This is a genomic window from Pedobacter sp. KBW06 (assembly GCF_003852525.1).
Taxonomy (GTDB): domain Bacteria; phylum Bacteroidota; class Bacteroidia; order Sphingobacteriales; family Sphingobacteriaceae; genus Pedobacter.
The window spans coordinates 53,224-67,764 of the sequence record NZ_QAJL01000005.1 but is presented as its reverse complement, the minus strand read 5'-3'; the positions used below and the strand labels follow the sequence as shown (position 1 = coordinate 67,764).

The window sequence follows — 14,541 nt, the reverse complement described above, 5'->3', positions numbered from 1 at the left end:
TTTCAATAGCCCGGTATGAAGTTTGCAGACCGAAACCGGGTTTCTTTTTATTATTGGTTGGAGATGATCAATAGAGTATAAATGTCTGTCCGTTTTGCTTATAGCTACATTTCAGGGCAAAGCTCATGCTTCCCAGAACTTCTTTTAAAGATGGGTTTTTGAAGCTTCCGGTATAACGCTGTCCCTGCAATTCCTCACTGTCTATGCTGATCTTCACGTTGAACCAGCGTTCCAGCGTCCCGGCGGCCTGTTCTATGGTTAAATTGTCCATTAACAACTCGCCGTTTTTCCAGGCCATGTACTTGCCGGCATACACCTCATCTGTTTGCATGGAGGGTACCGCCCCTTTGGTTTCAAAAACACCGCGTTTATTGGCGGTTAAAATCGTTTGATGATGATCTGGTGTTCCGGAAAACTGGATTTTACCTTCCTCAACGACTACCGTTGTCGCGGTTTCGCTTGCCATCGACCTTAAATTAAACTTTGTGCCCAGCACTTGTATTTTTGTTTTTTCTGTGCGAATGATAAATGGCTTCGAGGCATCTTTAGCCACGCTGAAATAGGCTTCACCACTAAATTCCAATTCCCTGGTATGACCTTTAAAACTTTCAGGAAAGCGTAAAACACTTTCTGAATTTAGCCAGACAATGGTCCCGTCGGCCAGGCTTACGCTCAGCTTCTGTCCTTTAAGCGTTTTGATTTCCTTGTAAACGACAGCCTTGTGTTGCGCGGTATTTTTCCAATCTGTATTTAAGTAGTAGAAAGTCGCGGCACCAAGAATCAGGGTCATACAGGCAGCAAGCTGCCAGATCATTTTATAATTACGGGATTTGACAACGGCAGCCGGACGATCAGTTTGGGTATCGATATGATAACGTCCGGAGATTCGCTTCCAGCCCCGCTCTTTGATGGCATTGATATCCGCATTTTCCGGAAAGCTCATTTCCAGCTCTTCGGAATCCAGCCATTGTTCAACAATATGCTGTTCCTCCAGGCTACATCTCCCCTGATGGTAACGCTCAATGATCTCTTTACTAATCTTCATAAGTATCGGGCTCCCCTATGTGCCCATATACCTTTAAGCCGGATAACCAGGGAATTCTCCTAGGTCAATTTTGTAAAAAAATGAGATTATTTTACAACTATCTGTATTCCTGTAAATTAATTCTTAAAAAACTCATGGCTTTATACAGGTGGTATTCCACTGTTTTTTCAGAAATCATCAATCGGGAAGCGATCGCTTTGTTGTTCATGCCCTGTTCCTGGCTCAATCCGTATACCTCGCGACAGCGGCATGGCAATTCTTCCAATAACTGGTTCAGGTTTCCGTTCAGTTCATTAAACAACACTTGCTCTTCGGTGCAGTTGTGAGCATCACATAGGTTTTGTAAAGCACAATTGATGTGCTCCCGCCTGCTGTTGCTGCTCCGCAAATAATCAAAAGCCTCCAGCTTTGCTGCCCGGTTCAGGTATTGCTCAACCGTAGTTTTAATGACGAGCTTTTTTCTGCGCTCCCAAAGTGAAGCGAACAGGTCCTGGCTGATTTCTTCCGCAATTTCCTCGTCCTGCGTGTAATGAAAGATAATCCCAAACACATTTTTCCAGCAGTTGCGGTAAACCTGTTCAAAGGAATAGGCGTCCATGTACGGCAGGGCAAGTTGGATATCCTGATTTGAGTTAGGTGCTGGCACTTGATCAATTTTCCCCAAAGCTAACAATTAACTGGAATCAATCTAAATAAAAAAGTTGTTTTATTTATGCTCCTAAATGTCTGCTATATTTAGAGGCCGGTATTTACGGCATTTCTATAGGAAACAGAGAAGCAGATTCAGGTATTTCAGCATCACATAGAAATCAACATTTAACGCATTTGGATATAAAATGAAATCAGCAAACAGCAGCTTCAGGATCAGGTTGATCTATGCCTTATTAATTCTTAGTGTGATTGTTTTAGGCCTCCTGTCCAGAAAAACAACAATGGTCCCATTGATCGTCGGAGACCTGTTATATGCGGTGATGATGTTCCTCAACATCCGGTTTTTGTTCCCTCGTTTAAGTTACAGAAACACCGCGATGATCAGTTTATCGATCTGTTACCTCATTGAGTTTTTCCAGCTTTATAACGCCCCCTGGATTGAACAGATCAGAAATACGACCTTGGGTGCATTGGTTTTAGGAAGAGGATTTCTCTGGAGTGACATGGCCGCTTATACGATAGGAACCGCCATTTGCCTGCTGATATTTTACAAAGTCAAAGCGTTTAACCAGCTTAAGCCGGCCTGATCGTAAACCTGTTTCCAATGAAAGCAAGACCATAAAACAGCTTATCATAAAAAAGAAGCGCATCTCTGCGCTTCTTTTATCTCGGTTCAATGATTTCTGGTCAGTTCAATTAGCATAAACTCCAGTCTTTATTCAGAAACTCATCCTCTCCCGGCTTCCGTTTTTTGTAACCGATAGCTTCAGGGAAAGAGGTCTTAGGCAAATGAACGTGTACAATGGTATTTTCTTTAATATCGCCCAGCTGAGCCAGTACAGTTTCCAAAGCCTCCATATCGCTCACTTCAAATCCCCGGCCACCAAACACATCAACGAGTTTGGCGTATTTCCAGGGATGCATTTCATTATAGGCATAGACCTCATTCAAATCGGGTAAACTATAATCGATTTTATCTTTACCGCGGAAAGGGTTCGGGTTCACCAATAACTGCTCAATGCCATAAATCTCATTGTCGAGCACAAATACAATTGTATTGTGCTTTAATTTGTTGTGGGTCGACACGGCCTGACAGGTTTCCTGAAAAGCACCATCCCCTACAAAAACAACAGCTCTTTTATCTGGCCTGGCGCATTTCACACCTGTGGCTGCCGGTACAGAATAGCCGATAGAAAGCCAGGAAGCCTGTGCAATAAAGCCATCTGCTTCTGCAATATGAATGCCCTGACAGCCAAGTAAAGGGAAGCCGGCATCTGCCACCACAATATGGCTGCCATCGATGAAGTCGTTTATTCTCGCAAAAAACAGGTCATACGTAATGACTGTCTTTTCTTTTTTCGTTTCAGGAGCATCAGCCACAAAGAAAGATTCCGACAACAGTGCGGGCCCATACATTTGATAGGCCTCAAATTTCACCCTCATCAGCTCTTCTTTCAAATGGTATATAAAGTCTTTGAGCGAAACATTGGGTTCGTAAGCGGGCCCAATTCTTACGCCGCTGTGATTTGCAAGAACGGTATCGTCCTTCCAGACATCAAAGCCGCCGAGGTTTTTCCCGGTCGTCCATACGCCAAGTCCGATTTTCACTTCTGCCTTTTCAAACCGCTCTTTCACATCCATTGGAGAAGCATTCCCGTTAAAAACACCTTTAAACTTGGGATGGTCTTCAGACACGATTGATTTCCCCAATATCGAGGTAACAAATTCAGTATCTGTGGTCTCAATTAAGTCCAGGAATTCCTGCTGTAAACCATAGCGCTGGATCTCTATTCCTCCCCAAAAGATGATTTTCTTTCCAACGGCCAATGTAGCGACACTCTTAGCCGCTTTTAGGGCATTTTCTTTACATCCTTTAAAAGACTCTTTAATTAATTCTGCAACAGGTGCCTGGCATTTCATCCGCCAGACATCTTCAAAAACCTCCAGATAAACGGGCTTTCCATACAAGATACAGGCATTCAATATCGCATCGATCTTGTAAGGTGCATCTGCGGCACTGGTTACCTGTTCTGCGGCGACCGTGACATTTCTGTAGACATTGATATTGCTGTACATATCACCTGTCATGTGTGAGGCCAGCATTCCCTGCGCGATATTCTTTAGCTGATCGCTGCTGGTTGGTGCACCATTGATGACCAACACCGGACAATGCTCCACATAGGAACCAGCTACAGAATTGAGTAAGGTAAAAGCACCTACTCCATAGGTAACTGCTACAGCGCCAAATCCGTTCAGTCTCGCATAAGCATCCGTGCAATGACCTGCATTTATTTCATTGGTATCATTGATGACCTGAATTTTTGCCTGTTTATCTTCCAGAATGGTATTTAAAAATGGTGCAGTATAGTTACCGGCTATACCGAATAAATGACGGAGGCCCATTTGCTCCAGTCTGATCTGCAGGTATTTCGCGACTGTTATTTGTGTCTCTCCCATACTATTTCGGATTGTTTAAACTGGCCATATCTTCATTTACTTCAAGCGCAGCGCGAATCCCTGATTCAATTGCACCTTCAATCCAGGCATGTTTAAGCGAGGTGTGCTCACCGGCAAAATGTGCTTTTCCGCCCCATTCCGTTGAGATGATGTGTTTCTGCAGCAAATGCAACTGACCGGGATTGAAAATCGCGGCCTCGCCATAGGCATAAGGATCACGCATCCAGCTCTGGGTAGCCGCACCGATTCGGCCTTCCGCTCCTTTTTTATTTTTAGTGGATGAAGTAATCACCGCAAGATTCATAATCCGCTCGCGTTCTTTCTCATCATCGCTGTGCATGATCGCCAGGTTTTTAAGTGCATAAAAGTACCTGTCATCATCATCCATTGAATCCCAGCGGCTGGCCTCATCAGACCAGCAATAAGAGGCCAGGATCACTCCGTGTTCCTCATCTGCAATGTCCTGACTTGGATAGTATACAAATCGGTTAGAAAAGTCGGTAATGCTTCCGCCACCTACAATATTATAAGGTGCTTTCTGCCACCATTTCTCCCTGAATTCCAATAATATCTTGGTCGCAGAATCGTAATGAAGTTCCCGGATCGCCTTGCGTTTTAACTGCGAAAAGCCTGGGGTTACATATACATGTCTCAGTGCCGAGAAAGGGATGGTGACAATCACTTCATCAAACTCCAGGTCCGTAACCGGAGTTGTTAATGCTTTGAAGCCTGCTTTTTCGTAGAACTGATGGTCTCTTTCCACCTCTATATCTACGCCGATTTTGATTTTGCCCGTTTCCGGAATCTGCTTCAGGCTGGTTACCCGGCAGTCGAAATAAGTATTGTCTTCCAGCTGATGTGCTTTGAAAAACTCTGTTGTCAGCAAGTCTGATCCGCCCACGATTTCTACAAAACGGGTGCTGTCTTTAATGATATTGGATTCAATAAAGCTTTGAATAAAATCATAAGCCATCCTTGATTCCAGATTTTGTAAAACACCGATCATTTCAATCGCATTGTCCGAGTACAGGGTCTGCTCTACCAGGAAGCGGCGCATGGAATACTCTCCAAAACGTTCAATAAGCAAGGGCCAGTTTTTCTCCGGGTCCTGTGCGATAAACGCTTTTAAAGGACTCATGATATTCGTCAGCAAAACATCGGCACGCTGGTTTTCATACAGGTTGCGTTCGCTGGTCTCCAGGTTATAATCCAGCAATTCATTGATGTTTGCCTTATCTTTGAAATAGACGTTTTGAACCACCCTTCTGTAATTCACATACAAAAGGGAATTTCTGGTGATACTGGGAAAAGGATTCTCAGGATCTTTCTGATGGGCAATGGCCTGGTCTTTATCTACTGAGATGTAATAAAATGGCTGCGTTTTCAGCTTCAGCTGATCGATGTATTTCAGTACCATTTGATGAATGGTGGGAATGCGCATCGCTCCTGCTTCCGCATACACTTTGTCGCTTTCAAAATACTTCTTGTCTTTTGTATTTCTGAATGTTTTGATCCTCCCGCCTACACGGGTATTCGATTCAACAATTGTGACCTGATGACCTGCCTGTTTTAACATGCTTGCAGACACCATTCCGGCCATTCCGGCACCAATGATTAAGACGTTTTTGGGATTTCGGGTTTTGGGGATACCGTTGTCAATAAATTTCAGGTATTCCTGGATGATCGGATCATTGTCCTCATCCAGCAAACCATGCAGGTAATTTTCCATAAATCTTAAGAGATTAAGAGCGTTAATAAATATGTGAGTGTTAATGCGAAATAAATATACAGAATTATTAATTAAACAAAAAAGCAGGTCTGCTCTGCCATTCTGAATCATTTCCTTCCTTTTTCATGGCTGCTTGTTCCGGTAAGGCTCAGGGTCCTTTTCAACTGAAATTCAAAATCAGATGGGAATTCTTCGGAAAAACAGGAATAGCAGCATTTGGGGCGAAAATATCGGATAAATTATTTAACGGTTAAGCAGGGTGTACACTGCAGGATATATTTAACTCAACATATCTATGTTATCTTTATTAAATTTCATTTTTCATTAAATATTTACAAAATAATTACCAAAGAAGTAAAGCCTAAAGTTCAATTCCTCCTGGTTTCCAAATCAGCTTCCTCATTAAACAGCTCAATAAATTCGCTCAGATCGCTAAATTTGTTCAATCCCAGAACCCCTTTATTTTCAAGTTCAGCTTTTTGGGCAGCATCCTTCATTACAAATACGCAGAAATCTTCCCTCAGGGCTAAATCAATCCCCATATCACTGCTATCCAGGACTGCGCATTCACACGGCTCAAAGCCCATGGATTTAACCGCACGAAGGAAAATAAGCATCCCGGACGGGAAGTCTGTCAATTGTACTGAAGCGCTAAACATGCGGTCTTCTCTAAAAAAAGGAAGCAGGCCTGCTGCATTCAGCAGCTGTTCCATATTGGCTTTGGGTTTAACCGAAACAACAGCATAAGGTAAATCTAAATTCAGGAGCAGGTCTTTAATATCGGCCGACTGATTTAATTCATCAAGGCTAAACAGGACGCACTTTATTTTTGATGTCAGAGATGGCTTTTTCATGTTCTTTTATGTTTAATCGATAGCAGCTAAAGCCCTCTTCCAGCTTTTGTGCCATGAACGATAAAAAACATAAACAGATGTACAACAATAAATTACAAAAAAGCATGGTACAGCGCATGTCCGATACCGAACACCCGCATGTACCATGCTGAACAGTTATTGTAACAGGCAATGTCTTTAAAAATCCATTGAAACCGGTTAACGTAGGGATTTAAAGGCTGCACGAAGTTCTTCCGCAAACAATTGTGGTTCTTCCCACGAAGCAAAGTGGCCACCTTTTTTAACTTCATTAAAATAGATCAGGTTTTTGTAGGCACGTTTGGCCCAGCTTTTCGGCGCCTGATAGATCTCTCCCGGAAACACCGTAATTGCTGCCGGAATAGAGATGTCTACGGCATTGAAGTTATTGGCATTGTTTTCCCAATAAAGCTGTGCGGAGGAAACTGCGGTATTTGTAAGCCAGTAAAGTGAAATATCATCCAGAATTTCATCTCTGGTTAATGATTTTTCGGCATCTCCGCCACTAAAAGTCCATTCGTTCATTTTATCATAGAAAAAAGCAGCGAGTCCTGCAGGAGAATCTGACAATCCATAACCCAGGGTCTGTGGACGGGTAACCATCATTCCGGCATATCCCCCACCTTTGGTGTATAAATGATTCAGCAACTTAAAAGCTTTTTGCTCCTGGGCAGACAAACCTTCCGGTGCTGGATCACCATTTTTCAATGCTTTGGCGATATCTGCAGGTACGGTAGCGGGCATATTGACATGGATTCCCAATAAACCTTCCGGTTTTTGCAGGGCCATCTTATCCGCAACGACCGAGCCCCAGTCGCCACCCTGTGCTACATAATGCTGATACCCCAAACGTTTCATCAATACATCCCATGCAACAGCGATGTGATCTGCATCCCAACCGGTACCTTTTGGTTTACCAGAAAAGCCATACCCCGGCATAGAAGGCAATACCAGATCAAATGCATCTTCTGCCCGTCCGCCGAAAGCGGTTGGATCGGTAAGCGGGCCAACAATTTTCAGCAGTTCAAAGATAGAACCAGGCCAGCCATGGGTAATGATCAGCGGCATGGCATTCGGATGTTTGGAACGGATGTGCACAAACTGGATCTCCAGACCGTCAATGCTGGTGATAAATTGTGGCAGGGCATTCAGTTTGGCTTCTGCCTTTCTCCAGTCGTACTCCCCGCCCCAGTAAGCCACCAGTTTTTGGAGCTTCTCCAGCTTTACCCCCTGACTCTGATCACTTACGGTTTCTTTGTCCGGCCATCTGGTAGCCAGGATCCGCTGGCGAAGGTCCTTTACTGCCCCTTCCGGAACCTCAATATGAAATGGACGGATAGAAGCCGGTGTTGCAGGCTCAGTGCTGCTTTGTGCAAAACCTGATGTTCCCAATAGCATGAATGCGGCAGTAACAATTGTACCGGCCAGCTGAGATTTGTTATTTTTCATTGTTTAAGTCTTAGATTATGTAAAATTTATTTGATTACTGATCCAAAACTACCCTCAGTCTCCTCGCCGATCAACCGGCAAATGGACCAAGCGGACCAGGCCGATCCTGAACTGGTCATTTTGAACCCTGAACAACAAAAGCCCCTGCTCCCGGAGGTACCGGAAACAGGGGCTTAAGAAAACAATGATTAAACAGAGGGCTTACCTCGGTTGTTGTTGTGTTACACAGTGAACCATTCCGCCATTGGCGAATAAGTTACGGCAATCGATACCGATCACCTGTCTGCCAGGATAAAGTTTCTGAATAATCGCATTGGCAACGGCATCGTTCGGATCGTTATAATTCGGTACCAGTACCACATTATTCCCGATATAGTAGTTGACATAAGAGCCTTTACCTACATTTTTACCATACTTCGTGATCACATTGTTTCTGGTCAGCGGAACTTTTACAAAGTTATAAGGTACTGCATTCCTGTTTGCTGCAGCGTACAAGGTATTGATGTCGTTCTGAGGTACCTGCCAATAATTCAGATCCTCTTCAGACATGGTTACGATGCTCGAACTGTTGGCAAATCTCGCGAAACCATCGATGTGCATATCGGTAATATCCAGTCCAGCTTTTCCTTCCAGCCAGATGAATTTGGTAACACCCAGGTATTTAGTGAATATCGCTTCAGCCTGTTGCTGGGTCATTCCTTTATTCCTGTTGTCATTTAAGATGGAGCTTTTGCAGGCCATTAAAACGCCATTCCCGTCAATCTCAACGCTTCCCCCTTCGTTGATCATTACGTTATTAAGGTCTATTCTCTGCGTGTTTTTATCCAGCGCAATTTTCGAAGGTACCTTATCACAGCTTTCATAGCCTGCTTTTCTGCCCCAACCATTAAATCCCCAATCCTGGATCAGCAATTTTCCGTTTTTGTCCTTTACATAGATCGGACCATTGTCGCGCACCCATACATCGTCTGTCGGACTGATCACAAAGTCTACATTCGCAAGCGGAACCTGGAAACTGCTCAGCAGCTCGGTTACCCTTGTCTTTTCAGTTTGATCGTAGACTACAAGATGTACCTTTTCGCCCTGTACCAGTGCTTTAGTCATCGCCACCCAGGTTTCATCCAGGCGGTTGCGGTAAGTTTTACCATATTGATGTTCATGTGGCCATTGTAACCAGGTACCCTCATGCGGAGCAGACTCCTCAGGCATGGTATACAATACGGTAGAATCGGCAGCAGGACCCGGTCCGATATCTGTACCATTCTCTGCGCCTTCCTTGGCACAGGATAAAAATAATGTTGTTAAGATCATTAGTGAAACTGACATTTTGTTCATGATTGTTAGAGTAAGATTTTGATACTGCAAAACTATCAAGACCAAAACACGAACTATTGTCCAAAATTGACAACCTTATTTTTTTAGCTCAGGGGCAGACAGATATAGGTCAGCTGTTCCTCTATTGACATTGTATTGCCCGGATGTTTGCTGTATTTTTCGATCACAGGTCCGGGTCCGAATTCGAGTCCGGTTCCCAGGATCCATCCTGAATAGATCCTTGTATAGGTTTCTTCGATCGTTTCATAAGCCCCGAAATGTGCAAACTGTGCGTATTTCCCGCCCCCTATTGTCTTCGAAGGCAGGCGGCTGTTCTTTGCCTGCAAAGAAGAACAGGTATCATACCTGCACTTTAAGTTTTCACGGATCAAAGGCTCATCAGCTATAATCCCGTAAAATTCATTTCCATTTTCCGGAAATTCATTCTGAAGGAACTTATCCCACAATGCTTCTACCTCTTCATCTATATAATTGATAAATGCAGTTCCGTAATAGACGGTTACCGGCCGGAGGTAAACAATTTCCGGTTTCAGTACTGCTGATGCTTCGATGGGAAAAATTTCAGCTTTAGCCAGTAAAGGGCTCTTTTGAAGCCTGGCTTCTTTTGGGGCAATCCCAAAGTGCTGTTTAAAGGCTTTTGAAAATGAAGCAAGGTTGGCAAATCCTACTTTCAGCGCAATAACCGAAATGTTATCACTGGTATAAAGCATCAGCTTATAGGCATTCTCCACCCTCAGCCTTTTCTGGTAAGCACCAACTGTTTCTCCGCAGGTATATTTAAATATCCGCTGAATGTTTCGGTACGAGTAATGAGATACATCTTCCAGTTCCTCAATGGAAATCACCTGGTCATAGTTTTTTTCAATAAGGCTAATTGTATTGTAAACACAATTCAGGTTTGCGGAAGTCTCGTTTTTCATTTTCTATGCCGCCCAATGTGCGGACAGGATTTCCGATCAAAACATGTGCCTCTTTTCGTTCCGCAGATTGAAGGTCGCATTTGTCCGCTTCAGGGATCAAAACATTGAACCACCCTGGTGTAAGAACTAGTTTTAACATCAGGGTGCAAAATAGCACCGATATAAAAAACAGGATCATGAAAAATCTGCAGACTTTGATCAGAAGACAATTACTGACCGCCATGATGGCTTTTGCATCCGCGGTCTCCATTACAACGGCCAGGTTCGAACGGGATCCGCAAAGTTGCGGAATGATCGTCATGAGCCTTAAAAAAAAGAAGAAATCTGATGCTGAGGGAGGATGATGTTTCACCAGGTCTACAGGGAAATGATCAAAGGTTCCGGCGTTTTCGGGTAGTGATATGTCCGGTTGAAAGCTCAGGCTGTCTGCTTCAACCCGATATTGATTTCTGCAAGGGCTCTTCCGCTATAGTTTTGTCCTGTCAGATGATTAAAAAATCTGAATTACAGACCATAAAACAAAGACATCAGCATGGAATATCAACCAAACTTAGGTCGCCGCCGCTTTCTGAGCATTGCGTCCATCACTATTGCAGCTGCCGGGCTTGGCAATGCGGGCATTTTAAAAGCTGCACAAACAGCAACAAAGGCCAGTGTAAACGGAACTCAGCTATACGGCAGCTTTGACAAGATCAAACAGGTAAAAGCAGGTGTACTTGATATCGGATATGCAGAACTGGGTCCGGAGAACGGGCGTCCCGTGATTCTTCTTCATGGCTGGCCATATGATATCCATAGTTTTGCAGAATCCGCAGATATACTGGAAAAAAAGGGTTTTAGGGTGATCGTACCACACCTGCGTGGCCATGGCAGTACAACATTTCTTTCCTCAGAAAGTCCCCGGAACGGACAGCAATCGGCCTTAGCCCTGGATGTGATTGCATTGATGGACGCCTTAAAAATCAGTAAAGCCATTATCGGAGGTTTTGACTGGGGAGCCCGAACCGCCTGTATTGTGGCCGCTTTATGGCCGGAGCGTTGTGAGGCGCTGGTATCTGTAAGTGGTTACCTAATTGGCAGCCAAAAGGCCAACGAAATGCCGTTGTCGCCAAAGGCCGAACAAGCCTGGTGGTACCAGTTTTATTTTGCAACAGAGCGAGGTCGATTGGGCTATGAGGCGAACTGGCATGATTTCGCGAAGTTGATCTGGCAAACGGCTTCACCTAAATGGCAATTTGATGAGGCCACATTTGAACGCTCAGCAAAGTCACTCCATCATCCGGACCATGTGGCGATTGTGGTACATAATTACCGCTGGCGACTGGGCCTTGCCGAAGGAGAGCCACAATACGATGCGCTGGAAAAACAGCTTGCTGCTGCGCCGGTGATCAATGTTCCCGCGATTACGCTTGAAGGAGATGCCAATGCAGCCCCACATCCGGATCCCTCGGCCTATGCCCTGAAATTTAAAAGCCGGTACAGTCACCGGAACCTCAGCGGAGGTATTGGACATAATATCCCCCAGGAAGCTCCTCAAGCCTTTTCCGAGGCCATCATCGAAATTGCAAGCTGGACAAAATAATCAAATCACTTATCATAAATTTAAATAAAATGGAAACTCAAACAGTAATCACTGCAGCAGCTGCTGCCACAATCACTAAAGTTTTATACACAGGAAAAGTACTGGTTACCGGAGGCCGTGAGGGTCAGGCGAAAAGCACTGATGGCCGGTTGGAAATCAACCTTTCCAGTCCGGGGAGCTCAGGTACGGGCACCAATCCGGAGCAGTTGTTTGCTGCAGGATGGTCTGCCTGTTTCATCGGAGCAATGAAGATCAATGCTTCCAGCTTACAGATCCCCCTGCCTGCTGAAACCTCAGTAAATGCAGAAGTAGATCTGGCAAGTGGCGGGGATGGTTATTCGCTTCAGGCAAGATTGCAAGTCAATCTACCCGGACTCACAGCAGAACAAGCAGGCGCGGTTGTTGAAGCGGCCCATCAAACCTGCCCCTATTCAAAAGCTACACGTGGCAATATTGGTGTCCGGATCAGCATTGCGATTTAAACCTCGTTCTGCAAAACACAAAGAGAAGAGGAAATCGCTTCCCTTCTCTTTGCACCTTCACTGATCTTTTCTAATGATCAAAATATTTATCAATACATTAGATGATCATTATTTTAGAATTACCCTTGCAATAAAACACCTCATTATTGATGAAGAAAGCAGGCTTTAAGATTTCTCACACCATCATCTGGACCAGTTCAATCGTCTTAGGACTGCTGTCTTCTGTGCCACAACTGGCCTCACGTCAGTTTAATGCTTTAGAGGCGGTTGTGAATGCCGGCATTACCGCAATTTTCGCGGTGATGATGTGGTATTTCAATATTTACATGCTCTCAGGCAATGGCGATAAAGCCCGGAAACAAAGCATCTCTTACGGAAAACTCCTCAAATCCTTACTTTTTGGACTGGTCATCATGTTAGGGCTGGCTTATGTGCAGCAACTCATTCTTTCTCATATCGATTTTGGGCCGGTCATGCTCATGGTGGAGGTACGGGGAATCCTGATCAACCTTGTGTTTTACATGTTCCTGAACCTGCTTCAGCAGAACTATGAAAACCAGCATGTCAATATGGAACTCGAGCGCACCAGGAATGATAACCTGGGTGCACAATATGAATTGCTCAAACAACAGGTCAATCCTCATTTTCTATTCAACAGTCTGAACACCTTAAAAGCAATGGTAGAAACCGGGGATCAGCAGTCCGTAGATTTCATTTTGAAACTCTCAAATTTCTACCGCTATACCCTGGAAAGCCGCAAGCTGGACCTCATCCATGTAAAAGAAGAAATGGAGATCCTGGATGCTTACCTCTTTTTACAAAAAGCAAGGTTCGACGAAGGGTTCACCTTCAATAGCACACTGGACAACAATGCTTTAAGTACACTCATCCCTCCTTTCACTTTACAGCTATTGGTAGAAAACTGCCTCAAGCACAACATTGTATCCCTGCAAAGGCCCCTGAAAATCAGGCTCTACCAGGAGGGCGAAAAGATCGTGATCGAGAACCACATACAACTGAAAACCGGAGAGGCAGGTTCACTCGGTGTGGGTCTGAAAAACATAGAACTCAGGTACAGCCATTTGCTGGACAAACAGGTAGAGATCATCAATGACAACATTATATTCCAAATCAAACTCCCCATCATCTATGAACATCATCATCATTGAGGATGAGCTCAGAACAGCAAAATCTCTCGAAAATATCATCCGTGAAATCCGGCCGGAAGCCAAAATCACCGGCCCCTACCAAAGCATAGAAGCATCGGTTTCGGCACTCTCTGAAGACATCCGGCCCGATTTGATTTTTATGGACATCCAACTGGCAGATGGCCTCAGCTTTGAAATCTTCAAATCTGTAAAAATCACCTGTCCGGTGGTATTTTGTACCGCCTTCGACGAATATTCACTGGAAGCTTTTAAGGCCAATGGGGTTGATTATGTACTCAAGCCTTTCTCCAAAGAAGACATTGCCGGCTCTTTTAAAAAGGTTGATGAGCTGAAAAATTTCTTCCAGCAAAAGCAGATTCCGGATTTGGCAGAAATGCTGATCAATATTGTTCAACCTGCAGAAAAGACGAGTTTTCTGGTATTCAAGCACCAGAAATATACCACCGTACAAATTGACCAGATTGCATTCTTTTATATCCGTAACGATTCCACTTCAATCATGTGCTTTGACGGACAGGAATTTGCCTTGAACCAGGCATTGGATCAGGTTGCGGCTTCCGTTTCCTCAAAGCAGTTCTTTAGGGTAAACCGGCAGTACCTCGTCAACTTTAAAGCGATCAAAGAAGTGGAACATTATTTTTTACGCAAATTGTACGTTAAGCTCCTGGTGGAAACACCCGACAAACTGCTCATCAATAAGGAAAAGTCACAGCTATTTCTTTCCTGGATGGAAAACCGCTAGTTCTCGCACTTGTTTGTCCAACTCGCGGCTCGAAAAGTCTGGTTCAACCATTTTCAACTTAGTTTTAGCACTATTGAGGGATACTTTTGAATCAAATAAAAAATCAAA

14 protein-coding genes are annotated in these 14,541 nt (G+C 44.2%); 6 read left to right on the top strand and 8 right to left on the bottom strand.

Annotated elements, in window-relative coordinates:
* Positions 1 to 67: 67 nt before the first annotated feature.
* Entirely contained in the window at positions 68 to 1,045 is a 978-nt protein-coding gene (locus DBR43_RS26560; RefSeq protein WP_124586368.1) for a FecR family protein, read from the bottom strand.
* A 97-nt stretch (positions 1,046 to 1,142) separates the two neighbouring features.
* Positions 1,143 to 1,643 (bottom strand): RNA polymerase sigma-70 factor, encoded by a 501-nt coding sequence (locus DBR43_RS26555; RefSeq protein ID WP_148090770.1) that lies wholly within the window; start codon positions 1,641 to 1,643, stop codon positions 1,143 to 1,145.
* Between the two features lie 238 nt (positions 1,644 to 1,881).
* On the opposite strand from DBR43_RS26555, the gene DBR43_RS26550 reads away from it, so the two are divergent.
* On the top strand, positions 1,882 to 2,283 hold the full coding sequence (locus DBR43_RS26550; RefSeq protein ID WP_124586366.1) for a DUF2809 domain-containing protein: 402 nt from the start codon (positions 1,882 to 1,884) through the stop codon (positions 2,281 to 2,283).
* A gap of 109 nt (positions 2,284 to 2,392) precedes the next feature.
* Here the strand turns inward: DBR43_RS26550 and DBR43_RS26545 are convergent, their stop codons facing one another.
* The 6 genes from DBR43_RS26545 to DBR43_RS26520 all read right to left on the bottom strand — a co-directional run bounded on the left by DBR43_RS26545 (position 2,393) and on the right by DBR43_RS26520 (position 10,458).
* Positions 2,393 to 4,153 carry an alpha-keto acid decarboxylase family protein gene (locus DBR43_RS26545; RefSeq protein ID WP_124586365.1) on the bottom strand — a complete coding sequence of 587 codons (1,761 nt, stop codon included), beginning with the start codon at positions 4,151 to 4,153 and terminating at the stop codon, positions 2,393 to 2,395.
* Position 4,154: 1 nt separating this feature from the next.
* Entirely contained in the window at positions 4,155 to 5,882 is a 1,728-nt protein-coding gene (locus DBR43_RS26540) for a flavin monoamine oxidase family protein (RefSeq protein ID WP_124586364.1), read from the bottom strand.
* Between the two features lie 368 nt (positions 5,883 to 6,250).
* On the bottom strand, positions 6,251 to 6,736 hold the full coding sequence (locus tag DBR43_RS26535; protein WP_124586363.1) for a hypothetical protein: 486 nt from the start codon (positions 6,734 to 6,736) through the stop codon (positions 6,251 to 6,253).
* A 198-nt stretch (positions 6,737 to 6,934) separates the two neighbouring features.
* Entirely contained in the window at positions 6,935 to 8,203 is a 1,269-nt protein-coding gene (locus tag DBR43_RS26530; RefSeq protein ID WP_124586362.1) for an epoxide hydrolase family protein, read from the bottom strand.
* 201 nt (positions 8,204 to 8,404) lie between these two features.
* On the bottom strand, positions 8,405 to 9,529 hold the full coding sequence (locus tag DBR43_RS26525) for an agmatine/peptidylarginine deiminase (protein ID WP_233603229.1): 1,125 nt from the start codon (positions 9,527 to 9,529) through the stop codon (positions 8,405 to 8,407).
* A gap of 92 nt (positions 9,530 to 9,621) precedes the next feature.
* Positions 9,622 to 10,458, bottom strand: a complete 837-nt coding sequence (locus DBR43_RS26520) for a GyrI-like domain-containing protein (RefSeq protein WP_124586360.1) — start codon at positions 10,456 to 10,458, stop codon at positions 9,622 to 9,624.
* A 176-nt stretch (positions 10,459 to 10,634) separates the two neighbouring features.
* On the opposite strand from DBR43_RS26520, the gene DBR43_RS33060 reads away from it, so the two are divergent.
* The 5 genes from DBR43_RS33060 (at position 10,635) to DBR43_RS26500 (ending at position 14,433) form a co-directional block, all read left to right on the top strand.
* Entirely contained in the window at positions 10,635 to 10,802 is a 168-nt protein-coding gene (locus DBR43_RS33060; RefSeq protein WP_158622603.1) for a hypothetical protein, read from the top strand.
* 188 nt (positions 10,803 to 10,990) lie between these two features.
* Positions 10,991 to 12,040, top strand: coding sequence for an alpha/beta fold hydrolase (locus DBR43_RS26515; protein WP_124586359.1), 1,050 nt, complete (start codon positions 10,991 to 10,993; stop codon positions 12,038 to 12,040).
* Positions 12,041 to 12,069: 29 nt separating this feature from the next.
* Complete coding sequence (locus DBR43_RS26510) at positions 12,070 to 12,522, top strand: organic hydroperoxide resistance protein (protein ID WP_124586358.1); 453 nt, start codon at positions 12,070 to 12,072, stop codon at positions 12,520 to 12,522.
* A gap of 149 nt (positions 12,523 to 12,671) precedes the next feature.
* Positions 12,672 to 13,691, top strand: coding sequence for a sensor histidine kinase (locus tag DBR43_RS26505; protein ID WP_124586995.1), 1,020 nt, complete (start codon positions 12,672 to 12,674; stop codon positions 13,689 to 13,691).
* Positions 13,672 to 14,433, top strand: coding sequence for a LytR/AlgR family response regulator transcription factor (locus DBR43_RS26500; protein WP_124586357.1), 762 nt, complete (start codon positions 13,672 to 13,674; stop codon positions 14,431 to 14,433). The genes DBR43_RS26505 and DBR43_RS26500 overlap by 20 nt, the downstream gene beginning before the upstream one ends.
* Positions 14,434 to 14,541 lie beyond the last annotated feature (108 nt).